Here is an 11,808-nt window from a genome sequence, read left to right on the forward strand (position 1 = left end):
GCGGGGCAGTTTTTTTATTTCACCCATAATTTATAGATGCTTTGTGTTCCGCTGTTTTCTTCGCCCTGTTCGCTGAGCTTTTCATATAATGACTTCGCTAGTGAAAGGCCTGGCATCTCTTCTCCCATCAGCTCTGCTTCTTCAAGTGCAATGCCCATATCCTTAATAAAATGCTTCACATAAAATCCTGGCTCGAAATCACCTTTCAGCATTCTTGGTGCAAGGTTTGACAAAGACCAACTGCCAGCTGCTCCTGTTGTGATGCTTTTAAGTACCTGCTCTGGATCAAGTCCTGATTTTTCCGCATAAGCCATTGCCTCTGCCACACCTACCATCCCTGCTGCGATAGCGATTTGGTTACACATTTTTGTATGCTGACCACTTCCTGCAGGTCCTTGATATTGTATATTTTCTCCCATTTGCTGAAATAGCGGCAGGCACGCTTCATAGGCTGCTTTTTCTCCACCAATCATAATGGCCAGCGTGCCATTTTGGGCTCCAACGTCTCCGCCAGAGACCGGCGCATCTAATGCAAATAGTCCTTTTTCCTTCGCTTTCGCTTCAATTTCTTTTGCCAGCTGAGGTTTCGATGTGGTCATATCAATGAGGTGTGTACCAGGCGCAGCATGTGCCACGAGTCCATCTTCTCCTAAATAGACTTCTTCTACATCTGATGGATACCCGACCATTGTGATGACGGCATCTGCCTCCTTTGCGATCTCCTTTACGGTCGATTTCCAAAGAGCACCTTTTTGAATCAATGTGTCTGCCTTTGCTTTTGTTCTTGTATAAACGAGAACTTCGTAGCCAGCATTCATTAAATGCCCTGCCATACTACGCCCCATTACACCGATTCCAATAAAACCAACTGTTTTGATTTGTGCCATCAAGAATTCCTCCTTATAGAGACTTTGTCAATCCACCATCAATGATGAGGGTTTGACCTGTCATATATGTATTGGCTTCAGATAAAAGAAAAGCCGCATATGCTGCAAATTCCTCTGGCTGCCCGTAACGGCCCAGCGGAATCATACGTTCAGCTTGTGCTTTGATCTCTTCAACCGATTGTTGCTCCTCTTGTGCACGGTGTTTGTCTAACTGTTTCACGCGCTCTGTTTCAATTTTCCCAGGGGCTAAGGTATTGATCAAAATGCCATCTTTGGCAAGCTCCTGAGCAGCTGTTTTTGTCCAGCCGGTAATGGCCGGTCTAAATGTATTCGACAGCATCAAGCCTGGGATCGGTTCTTTGACCGACATAGATGCAATATTTAACACGCGTGCACCTTGTTTTTTTAAATACGGCAAGGCTTCTTTTAATAACCGAATATAGCTGAGTAAATGAAGCTGAAATGATTCCATCCAATCTTCATCTGTTAAGGTTTCAAGTGTTCCTGTTTGAGGACCGCCTGTATTGTTCACGAGTATATCAAGACGTTTTTCATCACCTGCTGCTGCGACGACAAGCGCTTTAATTTGCTCGGCGTCAGATACATCACATACTTGATACGTCAGCTTCCCTTTTACAAGCGGGGATAATTCTTTGACCGCTTCTTGCAGCGTTTGCTCATGTCTTCCCGAGAGCATCACATCTGCTCCCTCTTTTGCAAGATGAAAGGCAATGGCTTTACCGATACCTTGACTGCTTGCAGCGACCAATGCTTTTTTTCCAGATAGATTAACATGCATGTTGGCACCCTCCTCTGTTCATATTTTATCATACAAAAAGAACCTTGCTCACATGGCAAGGTTCTTTTCTACAAGATTATAGTTTAAACCGATTGACTGCCTGACGCAGTGCCTGACTTGATTCGTTCAACATTTCTGTTGATGTTTTCGTTCTTTCTAAAGCTTGTACTTGTTCGTCTGTCGAAGCATGTACTTCCTCAGCTGAAGCGGCGGATTCTTGTGAAATGGCCGCTATACTTTGAATGGAATCATTCATTTTCTGTTGTTCTTCAGTCATTTCATTGATTTGTGTATGAATGCTGTCAATGGAGCCGACAAGTGCCTGCATTTCCATTGTGATACTGCTGAGTGCCTCTCCTGTTGAATTGATGGCATCACCTTGTTCTTCATTCATTTTGCTTGCTGCTGTCATCGCTTCAGCTGCCTTTTTCGATTCATCTTGAATGAGTTTTACGGTTTCACTAATATGTTTCGTTGATTCTGCAGATTGTTCAGCCAGCTTTCTGACTTCTTCTGCAACAACAGCAAATCCTCTTCCGCTTTCTCCTGCTCTCGCTGCTTCAATACTTGCATTCAGTGCGAGTAAATTCGTTTGATCTGAGATTTCAGAGATCGCTGTTACGACGTTTTCAATATTTTTCGTTTTATGCTCAAGGTCAAGCAGCATTTGCTCTACCTTCTTCGATTCTTCATTCGCTTGTGTTGATTTTTGGACGAGCAGACCAAGAGCATCAAGTCCTCTATAGCTTGCATCTTCCGATGATTTTGAGTTGGTTTGCATTTGCGTGGCAAGCTCACCCATATGACGAACTTTTTCATACAAATGCTCTGATTTTTCATTAATGGTTTCCGCTTCTGATGCTTGTTTCGTCGCTCCTACAGCAACCTCTTGAATAGCCGTTGCAATCTGTTCACTAGATAGCAAGGTCTCGTTTGAAATTTGTGTCACTTCATCCGTTGATTTCACAACCTGATCTGAAGACTCTTTCACTTTTTCAATTAAATCCCTGATGCCTTCAGTCATTTGATTAAAGCTTTTCGTGAGGAAACCTATCTCATCCTGAGACTTCGACTCAAGCGAGCTGGTTAAATCGCCTTCAGACACTTTACGAACATGCTCGATGAGGCGTTTAATTGGTGTTGTAATGCTTCTAGCCAATAAGTAGCTTAGAATCATGGCAAGTATAATGGCAATGACAGAAATAATGATACTTGTCTGATTCATTTGTTCAGTGATCCAAAGAAGTTTCTTTTTCTCGAAGCTCACACCGATCGTCCAGTTTGCCTCTTTAATTTTTGAGATGACGGTCAGTTGTTTGTCATCATCAATACCCGAGTTGTCGATCGCTTTTTTCACAGAAGCGACTTTTGAGATATTTTTTCCTTGCTCTGTTGGGTGTGCCAAAATGGTCCCTGTGCCGTCAACTAAGAAAGCCGTTCCCATATAAGGAATCTTTTGTTCTTTTATATAAGACTGAATGGAAGCCAGTTTCAAGTCAAGTCCAGCGACACCGACTACTTTCCCGTTTCGTACGATCGCCTTCGTGGCTGAAACGACCATTTCATTTGTTGCTTTATCAATGTACGGATCTGTCCATAGGACTTCGTCAGGCTTTTCAGCTGCTTGAATATACCAGTCTCGTTTAGACGGATCATACCCTTCACCAAAATCGGACTCCGGGAAAGCGAACATTTTACCATCACTTGTTCCTATATAGGCAAGCGAGATGAGTTCATCCTGCTCCTGCAATCCTTTTAATTCATCGTTTTCAAATGCCAATGTCTGCTTTGTTTGTTTCTGTGCAAAATCTTCAGTAAGTGTACTTGTTGCCAATTTGTTAATCGTATCACCGTAATTCTCAAGCTTTAGTGCTATGATGTCTCTCATGCTTTCTGCCGTTGCTGCTGTCGTTGTTTTCGCATCTCGTTCAATCAATGGTCTTAATACTAAATTGGAACCCACTTGAACTGCGACAACGGTTAAAATTAAAATAACTGAGATGAAAACAGCTATTCTCACTTGAAGTTTCTTAAACATCTCATCACCCCTACATCCTACTTTCGCATCTTAATGTGTATATCGGCAAAATTGGTACCGCATTCAATAGTTGTAAGAAAATTTAAATAGAAAAAACAAGCCATAATGACTTGTTTTAAGTAAAATATTCAATTTTTGCAGACGGAAAGTACTGTTCGATATATGATTCTAATGTCTGTCTAAGTTCTTGTTCTTCATCTTTTTGATAGATATATTTTCCAATTCCATATCTACCCCACTTATATCTTCTCTTTTCTTCATCTAGTTCTAGTTTTGTTTTCGGATAGTTTTTTTGGATGACACGCTTCGCCGGTTTTGTAAAACGGTGCTGAATCATTTCAAAGGTGATATCTTGTCTCACTTCTTCAGGGAGAGCTGCATCGAGTTTTTCAAATAGGACTTTATAGCCCTCTTGCCACCCTTCATGAATGTAAATAGGGGCAATAATAAAGCCAAGTGGATAGCCTGCTTTTGCTACCTTTACAGCCGCTTCAATCCGCTGATCGAGTGGTGATGTTCCAGGTTCGAAATATTTAATGACATAATCGGCATTGATACTAAAGCGGAATCTTGTTCGCCCATTGTGTTTTGCATCTAACAAATGGTCTACATGATGAAATTTCGTAACAAAGCGCAGTTTGCCAAGATCGGTTTGACCAAAGTATTCAATCGCTCGTTTGAGTGTGTGAGTCAAATGGTCAATTCCTACGATATCGGATGTACATGAAGCTTCAAATCGCGTGATATCAGGTGCACGCTCGTTCATGTACTGTTCAGCCTGATCTAATATCTCTTCTACATTGACATATGTGCGAATGTACGGCTTACTCCCCATCGTCGTTTGCAGGTAGCAATAATGGCAATGCCCCATGCATCCTGTCGCAAACGGAATGGCATACTCTGCAGATGGTTTAGATGTATCAAATTTTAAGGTTTTTCTCACGCCGATAACGAGCGTCGATTTTGCATTACGGTACTTTTGCAAATCATTTTTCCCCGGAATATTTCTCACTTGGTTGTGTGACGTTGTTTCTCTAATTTCAATTCCCATACCTTCAAACTTTTCTTTCAGCTCTTGTCCTAATGGGTACTCTAGCGCCCGAGGTTCAATATACACAAGCTGAGGAACGAACGGTTTGATCATATTTAGCACATCCTTACCTTATAGGTTCATACCGTTACTTTAACCTCTCAGGATGGCTTCTATCCTTTCTAAAATCTCCCTTATTCAAACAGATCTTGATAAAGGGCTTCTGCTTCTTCGTATGTTGGAAATACGGCATCATCAGGGGCTAATGGGTGATATGTTTCAAGTAGAAATAGCGCAAGCTCTTGCTCATTGTAAGGATGTGAAACGATTTCCGCTTCTTTAATTTGTGCGACATTGGCTGCATGTGGATTTCGATAAATGACATATACTTGATCACCTGGCTTATAGTTAGAGAAAGACAAACTGGTCACCTCCATTTTTTATTTTAGGATGCCCTTCTCTGCAAGCGATATGACTGATTATGATAAAATTCGACAAAAAAACCAGACAGTTTGACCTGTCTGGTTTACATCACCTAGTTATGTTGAAACGTATTTTTCACGAAATCAACCACTTCTTCAGTTGTGCTCAGTGATAAGATATGCTCTTTAAATGATGCAGCTTCTTCCTTAGAAAGCTTGCTTAACTGCGTTCTTGCTGGAAGAATTGATGTTGCGCTCATTGAAAATTCATCTAATCCTAATCCAAGTAGGAGCGGGATTGCGATTTCATCTCCTGCCATCTCACCGCACATGCCAACCCATTTACCTTCTTTATGCGCTGCTTCAATCACAAGCGTTATGAGGCGTAAAATAGCTGGATTGTATGGCTGGTAAAGATAAGACACTCGTTCGTTCATTCGATCAGCAGCCATTGTGTATTGAATCAAATCATTTGTTCCAATACTGAAGAAATCTACTTCTTTTGCAAATTGATCTGCGATAACAGCTGTTGATGGAATTTCTACCATCATTCCGATTTCAATGGAATCAGATACTTCTGTACCAGCAGCAACCAATGCTTCTTTTTCTTCAAGTAAAATAGCTTTTGCTTCTCTAAATTCTGATAACGTCGCGATCATAGGGAACATGATTTTCAAGTTTCCGTATGTACTTGCACGAAGTAACGCGCGTAACTGTGTTCTGAAAATCTCCTGCTCTTCAAGGCAAAGGCGGATCGCTCTATAGCCAAGGAACGGATTCATTTCTTTTGGAAGCTGCAAGTAAGGAAGTTCTTTATCGCCACCAATATCTAGTGTGCGGACAACCACAGCTTTGCCTTCCATCTTCTCTAAAACGGTTTTATACGCATCGAACTGCTCTTCTTCTGTTGGGAGCTGATCTCTGCCCATGTATAAAAATTCTGTACGGTACAATCCAACTGCTTCGCCGCCATTTTCAAGTACACCTTTCACATCTTCAGGTGTTCCAATATTCGCAGCTAACTCTACGTGAACGCCGTCTTTTGTGACCGTTGGTTGGTCAACAAGTTTCGCCCATTCCGCTTTTTGAGCTAAGTAGTCTTCATGCTTTTTTTGATACGCTTTCACTTCATCTTCAGAAGGCTGAATGATGACGTCTCCGCTAATACCATCAACAATAATCAGATCATTGTTTTTCACCGTTTTTGTTGCTTCTTTTGTCCCAACAACTGCTGGAATTTCCATTGATCTTGCCATAATCGCTGAGTGAGAAGTACGACCACCGATATCTGTCGCAAAACCTTTGACGAATTGTCTGTTCAGCTGAGCTGTATCAGAAGGTGTTAAATCTTCAGCAATGATAATGACTTCTTCAGAAATCATACTTGGGTTTGGAATGTCAACGCCTAGCAAATGACCAGTGACACGTTTTGTAACGTCGCGAATATCCGCTGCACGCTCCTTCATGTATTCATTGTCCATTGCTTCAAACATTGTAACAAACATTGTTGCTGTTTCTTTTAAAGCAAATTCAGCATTTACTTTATCCGATGTGATTTTATCCTTCACTGGGTTGAGCAGCTCTGGATCACTTAACACAAGAAGGTGTGCAGAAAAAATATCCGCTTTATCTTGGCCAAGTTCTTTTAGCGCATGCTCTTTAATTGCTTCAAGTTCTTGCTTTGAAACATGAATTGCTTCTTCAAAGCGTTTCACTTCTGTCTCTGGATCATTGATGTCTTTTTGGTGAACTGTTAAATCTGGTTCTTCTAGACGATATGCTTTTGCAATCGCAACGCCTGCTGAAGCACCGATTCCTTTCAGTTGTTGCATTACTCGCCTAGGCCTTCACTTTTCATTGTGTCTTTTAGCGCAGCAAGTGCATCATTTTCATCAGAACCAGAAGCAGAGATTGTGATTGTAGCACCTTTCGCAATTCCTAGAGACATTACACCCATAATAGATTTCAGGTTCACTGTTTTACCATTATATTCTAAGTTGATATCAGCATCATATTTACTAGCAGTTTGTACAAGAACTGTTGCAGGACGTGCGTGAATTCCAGAATCTGCAGTTACTTTGAATGTTTGTTGAGCCATTTTTATCAATCTCCTTTTTATACATTTCATACATCCACAATATTATATCATACTGCCGAGCTTGTCATCTAACAAGAACGGCAGTTATGAAAATTATTTTGAAATTTTCATGATGTTTTCTTGGCCAGCTTTGATTTCACCGGATTCTTGAAGGTCAATAAATTGTCCTTCACTTAAGTTTGTAAATACAATTGGTGTCATTAAAGATGGTACTTCTGACTTAATTTTATCAATATCAACCTCTAAAAGTTTTTGACCGATTTCTACTTGATCTCCCTCTTGTACAAATGCTTCAAATCCTTCTCCTTTGAGGCTGACTGTATCAATCCCGAAGTGAATCAAGATTTCAAGTCCACCATCAGACTGGAGGCCGATGGCGTGTTTTGTTGGGAACACATTTAAGATTTTTCCTCTTACTGGTGAAACCACTGTTCCCTCTTTTGGCAAGATAGCAAAACCGTCACCCATCATTTTCCCTGAGAATACTTGATCTGGCACATCTGTAATTGGATGCAGCTCCCCTGTAATTGGTGAAGCAAACGTTTCTTCCCCTTGTTCGTTTTGAAGCGGTTTTGCAATGACTTCTTCAACCTGCTGGCTAACTTCTTCTTTTGCAGAAGGGTCTTTCGCTGGTCGAGGTGTGCGCCCTGCAATAATGTCCTGCATTTGTGTTTTTAAATTATCAGAGCGTGGACCAAAGATGGCCTGGATGTTATTCCCTACTTCAAGGACACCTGAAGCGCCAAGCTTTTTCAAGCGGTCTTTATCCACTTTTTTCTGATCATTTACAGTGACACGTAAACGCGTAATACAAGCATCTAGGTGTTTAATGTTTTCTTGGTCACCCATTGCTTCAAGAATTTCATAAGGTAAGTCATCGCCTTTTCCAGATTGAGCGCTGCTTGCACCGTCAGCTGCTTCATCTTCGCGTCCTGGTGTTTTCAGATTAAACTTGCGAATCGCAAATCTGAATCCGAAGTAGTAAATGACAGCCAGTACGAGACCGACTGGAATGACAAGCCACCAAGCGGTTCTATTCGGCAGGATACCAAATAGGAAGAAGTCGATTAACCCTCCTGAGAAGGTCATCCCGATTTTCACGTTTAGAATATCCATTATCATAAAGGACAATCCAGCAAATACACAGTGAATCGCAAATAATATCGGTGCAACAAACAAGAATGAGAATTCAAGCGGTTCAGTGATCCCTGTTAGGAAAGAAGTAAGGGCCGCTGATCCCATAATTCCTGCTACAAGCTTTTTATTCTTAGGTTTGGCTTCATGGTAAATCGCAAGTGCTGCTGCTGGAAGTCCAAACATCATGAACGGATATTTCCCTGTCATGAATGTCCCAGCTGTCAGCTGAACACCATCTTTGATTTGCGCCATGAAAATACGCTGGTCACCACGGATAATATCTCCTGATAAGCTCTTATAGCTAAAAAATTCATACCAGAATGGTGCGTAGAATATGTGGTGCAGACCAAACGGAATTAATGAGCGTTCAATGACACCGAATACAAAAGCAGCCAGCGGCTCATTCGCTGCAAGCAGTCCTGTTGAAAATGAGTTCAATGCACCTTGGATTGGCGGCCAAATGACGAGCATCAAAAGCCCTAAAATAAGTGCTGAAATCGACGTAACGATTGGAACAAAACGCTTACCAGCAAAGAAGCCAAGATATTGCGGGAGCTCAATTTTGTAAAATTTATTAAACATATAAGCCGCTAATACCCCGACAATAATCCCGCCAAAAACGCCGGTAGACAAGGTCGGTATGCCGAGCATATTCACATATGCTGGATGACTTTCCTTAAAGAACTTAGCCAATTTGACTGAATCGGATGGAATAGAACCATTGGCCATTAATACGGCACTCATCGTCACGTTCATGACAAGGTAACCGATGATCGCGGCAATCCCTGCCACACCGTCTCCATTGGCAAGACCGATGGCAACCCCTACAGCAAATAGGAGTGGAAGATTCGAGAAGACAATATTCCCCGCATTCTCCATAACACTAGCAACAAGCTGAATTGTATCATTGCTTAAAAATTGAGCGACATCAATCAGCTGCGGATTTTGCATCGCATTTCCAAGTGCTAGTAAAATACCAGCAGCAGGAAGGATCGCAACTGGAAGCATAAGTGCTCGTCCAATTTTTTGCAACACACCAAAAAGTGATTTAAACACTGGTTGAACCTCCTTTTGTTTTCGCTTACAACATACATTTCAATCACATATTGACGTACATTTCATAATTAACCGTTTACATTTCACTTTCAGAACACAAAAAAGGCATGGTGATATAAGGTTGCGCAAATAACAGGATCTTATCCTGTATTTACCTTAAGTCACTCATGCCTGATCGAATCAGTTACACGTTTCAAGGAAACTATGAAATTTTATTCGTCAATCTGTACAGGTGAAGTGTCAAATAGACAGCTTCAGCATCTTGTACAGGCTTTTTCAATGCATGTTGCAAAATTTTGATCATTTTCCAAGCAGTATTGTAGCATAAAGGATATTCATTTTTCAATAGATGAAGCAACTTTTCTGGCTCCTCTAATGATTCTTCCCGTTTAATACGCTCAATCGAAAACGTAATATGGCGCAGTAAGCGTAAATAATGAATACTTTCTCTATCTACTTTCATATGAAATGCATCTTCTATGACTTGGACCATTTGTGTCATAAGCTGCGAATGACGGTTGACCTCGGATAAAGGCCGGTTCGTTAAAGCAGAGTGAATGTGGAGCGCAATAAACCCAATTTCTCCTTCGGGCAGCTTTGTTTCAACATCTGGCCGCGCATTTATCAGTTCCACGACTTCCTTTGCGACCTCGTATTCTTTCGGGTATAAGGATTTCGTTTCAAGCATAAAAGGATTGGTGATATCATAGCCTTGCTTAACTCGCTTAAAACTAAAGGCAATATGATCTGTCAGAGCAATGTGAATATGCTCATTTAAGCGATGCCCCATTTTTTCTCGTATATGATAAATGACGTCATTGGCAAGCTCAATCATGTCCTCATTAATGTGGTGCAGCAATTGTTTGTATTCTGTTTGCTCTTTTGTGTTCTTTAACACAAACATTTTCTCAAATGCCGCTTGATCGAGAACGTCACCCGATTTTTTCCCAAAGCCGATCCCTTTATCAATCAGGACCACTTCGCCTAAAGAAGGGTGTTTTGCGATGATGACATTATTATTTAACGCTTTATCAACGGTGAAGGATTCCATGAACATCCCCACCTCCTTCTTATTCAATCCTTCTTATCGTACAAAACAGATGAAACGTGCGTCAACGATTGTTTTTTAAAATAGTCGTTGTGCGCTCAACGAGTCGATATGACAGCACCCTTTTTTCTGGTGCCTCTCCTTGTAACGCTCGATTGAACAAATCAAATGCTTCCTGCCCCATTTGTTTGAGAGGAATGTCTATACTAGAAATCCCCAATGCTTCACTCAATTGATCGTTTTGAAAGCCAAGTATGGCTGGTGATTCTCCAACGTTTATTTGGTGACGCTGTGCTTCTAGTAAAAAACCTGCTGATACATCATCGTTTGTAATCAGTAAGGCTGTCGGACGATTTTTCATCTCTTTCCATTCTGTAAATAATTGCTTGCCATCAAAAATGGTCAGTTTTCCTTCAATGATCCATTCCTCATCAATGTCCTGCCCAAGCGACCGCATCATTTCTTGATAAGTCTGAATGCGAACTTGGCTATTCTCCCCTTCTGTTCTAGCAAGAACGATTGCGATTCGCTCATGACCGCATGCCGCTAAGTGTTCAAGCCCTTCCTTAAAAGCCTGATCATGCGCAATCGATACCGATGAACATGTATCATGCGGAGTAGGATGACAAAAAATAATAGGACCAGATTCCTGCCACTTTAAAATGTCTCGATCACTTAACGCATTTGAGCAAAAGATTAAACCATCCACACGCTGCTCTTTTAAGCTCATTAATGCTTCTTTTTCCTTTAATGGGTCATATCCTGTTTGAAACAAGGCAAAATGCATTCCGCGCTCCTGTGCTTTCTCTGCAATCCCTGTGACAATTCCGCTGAAATAGGAGTGATCAATTGTCGGAAGCACAATTCCAAGCATATTGGAATAGCCCTTTGCTAAATGCACTGCCTGAATATTCCGTGTATATTTGAGCTCTTTCATCGCACTAAGTACGCGCTCTCGCTTTTCTTCTTTGACATAAGGATGATCATTCATCACTCGTGAAACGGTGGTAACCGATACACCCGCTCTTTTCGCAATATCCCTTATGTTAGGCATTTTTTCTCCTACTTTCTCTTGATATGGTAAGCGTTTCATACTTTAAGATGTATGTGAGCTGAACAAATCACTGGGTGGAAAGGGGAATTCAAGATGGGTATTATCATATGGATCATATTATGTTTGACTATTTTGTTTTCTGCTCGATTCGCACTACATCCTTTAGGAAAAGAACATAAAATCAAGCCGTTTCAATCAATTGATGATTTCTTTGTTGATAAGGATCGCAAAGAGTGACA

General features: G+C 41.2%; 11 protein-coding genes and 1 pseudogene. 1 reads left to right on the top strand and 11 read right to left on the bottom strand.

The annotated features are described in order from the left end of the window. Nucleotides 1-14: 14 nt before the first annotated feature. The 11 genes and pseudogenes from ACTJJQ_RS04880 to ACTJJQ_RS04930 all read right to left on the bottom strand — a co-directional run bounded on the left by ACTJJQ_RS04880 (nucleotide 15) and on the right by ACTJJQ_RS04930 (nucleotide 11,569). Complete coding sequence (locus ACTJJQ_RS04880; RefSeq protein ID WP_008348050.1) at nucleotides 15-887, bottom strand: NAD(P)-dependent oxidoreductase; 873 nt, start codon at nucleotides 885-887, stop codon at nucleotides 15-17. 13 nt (nucleotides 888-900) lie between these two features. Beyond that, on the bottom strand, nucleotides 901-1,686 hold the full coding sequence (locus ACTJJQ_RS04885; protein WP_007498705.1) for an SDR family oxidoreductase: 786 nt from the start codon (nucleotides 1,684-1,686) through the stop codon (nucleotides 901-903). Nucleotides 1,687-1,762: 76 nt separating this feature from the next. Next, nucleotides 1,763-2,710 (bottom strand): methyl-accepting chemotaxis protein, encoded by a 948-nt coding sequence (locus ACTJJQ_RS04890; protein WP_370529227.1) that lies wholly within the window; start codon nucleotides 2,708-2,710, stop codon nucleotides 1,763-1,765. After that, nucleotides 2,702-3,724 (bottom strand): annotated as a pseudogene (locus ACTJJQ_RS04895) (cache domain-containing protein); the annotation flags it as partial. The pseudogene ACTJJQ_RS04895 and the gene ACTJJQ_RS04890, both read right to left, overlap by 9 nt. A gap of 115 nt (nucleotides 3,725-3,839) precedes the next feature. Beyond that, nucleotides 3,840-4,868 (bottom strand): spore photoproduct lyase, encoded by a 1,029-nt coding sequence (gene splB, locus ACTJJQ_RS04900; RefSeq protein WP_007498710.1) that lies wholly within the window; start codon nucleotides 4,866-4,868, stop codon nucleotides 3,840-3,842. A gap of 80 nt (nucleotides 4,869-4,948) precedes the next feature. Then, nucleotides 4,949-5,176 carry a transcriptional regulator SplA domain-containing protein gene (locus ACTJJQ_RS04905; protein WP_008361179.1) on the bottom strand — a complete coding sequence of 76 codons (228 nt, stop codon included), beginning with the start codon at nucleotides 5,174-5,176 and terminating at the stop codon, nucleotides 4,949-4,951. 113 nt (nucleotides 5,177-5,289) lie between these two features. Beyond that, the gene (gene ptsP / locus ACTJJQ_RS04910; protein ID WP_017367135.1) at nucleotides 5,290-7,008 is read right to left on the bottom strand and encodes a phosphoenolpyruvate--protein phosphotransferase; all 1,719 of its coding nucleotides are present in this window, start codon (nucleotides 7,006-7,008) and stop codon (nucleotides 5,290-5,292) included. Next, nucleotides 7,008-7,274, bottom strand: a complete 267-nt coding sequence (locus tag ACTJJQ_RS04915) for a phosphocarrier protein HPr (protein ID WP_003211078.1) — start codon at nucleotides 7,272-7,274, stop codon at nucleotides 7,008-7,010. The genes ptsP and ACTJJQ_RS04915 overlap by 1 nt, the downstream gene beginning before the upstream one ends. A gap of 93 nt (nucleotides 7,275-7,367) precedes the next feature. After that, on the bottom strand, nucleotides 7,368-9,467 hold the full coding sequence (gene ptsG / locus ACTJJQ_RS04920; RefSeq protein WP_073414319.1) for a glucose-specific PTS transporter subunit IIBC: 2,100 nt from the start codon (nucleotides 9,465-9,467) through the stop codon (nucleotides 7,368-7,370). A 202-nt stretch (nucleotides 9,468-9,669) separates the two neighbouring features. Then, on the bottom strand, nucleotides 9,670-10,524 hold the full coding sequence (gene glcT / locus ACTJJQ_RS04925) for a glucose PTS transporter transcription antiterminator GlcT (protein WP_017359435.1): 855 nt from the start codon (nucleotides 10,522-10,524) through the stop codon (nucleotides 9,670-9,672). Nucleotides 10,525-10,579: 55 nt separating this feature from the next. Continuing rightward, on the bottom strand, nucleotides 10,580-11,569 hold the full coding sequence (locus ACTJJQ_RS04930; RefSeq protein ID WP_039956480.1) for a LacI family DNA-binding transcriptional regulator: 990 nt from the start codon (nucleotides 11,567-11,569) through the stop codon (nucleotides 10,580-10,582). A gap of 93 nt (nucleotides 11,570-11,662) precedes the next feature. Here ACTJJQ_RS04930 and ACTJJQ_RS04935 point away from each other — a divergent pair, with 93 nt between their 5' ends. Next, a complete protein-coding gene (locus tag ACTJJQ_RS04935) occupies nucleotides 11,663-11,806 on the top strand; it encodes a hypothetical protein (protein ID WP_008348070.1) in 144 nt (47 codons plus the stop codon). The last annotated feature ends 2 nt before the right edge of the window (nucleotides 11,807-11,808 follow it).

The organism is Bacillus sp. 22483 (assembly GCF_052044605.1).
GTDB lineage: Bacteria > Bacillota > Bacilli > Bacillales > Bacillaceae > Bacillus > Bacillus altitudinis.

Bases quoted from the DNA above. Each gene is read 5' to 3' on its own strand.
- ACTJJQ_RS04880 (WP_008348050.1), bottom strand. From the start codon at position 887: ATGGCACAAATCAAAACAGTTGGTTTTATTGGAATCGGTGTAATGGGG.
- ACTJJQ_RS04885 (WP_007498705.1), bottom strand. From the start codon at position 1,686: ATGCATGTTAATCTATCTGGAAAAAAAGCATTGGTCGCTGCAAGCAGT.
- ACTJJQ_RS04890 (WP_370529227.1), bottom strand. From the start codon at position 2,710: ATGACTGAAGGCATCAGGGATTTAATTGAAAAAGTGAAAGAGTCTTCA.
- splB (WP_007498710.1), bottom strand. From the start codon at position 4,868: ATGATCAAACCGTTCGTTCCTCAGCTTGTGTATATTGAACCTCGGGCG.
- ptsP (WP_017367135.1), bottom strand. From the start codon at position 7,008: ATGCAACAACTGAAAGGAATCGGTGCTTCAGCAGGCGTTGCGATTGCA.
- ACTJJQ_RS04915 (WP_003211078.1), bottom strand. From the start codon at position 7,274: ATGGCTCAACAAACATTCAAAGTAACTGCAGATTCTGGAATTCACGCA.
- glcT (WP_017359435.1), bottom strand. From the start codon at position 10,524: ATGTTCATGGAATCCTTCACCGTTGATAAAGCGTTAAATAATAATGTC.
- ACTJJQ_RS04930 (WP_039956480.1), bottom strand. From the start codon at position 11,569: ATGCCTAACATAAGGGATATTGCGAAAAGAGCGGGTGTATCGGTTACC.
- ACTJJQ_RS04935 (WP_008348070.1), top strand. From the start codon at position 11,663: ATGGGTATTATCATATGGATCATATTATGTTTGACTATTTTGTTTTCT.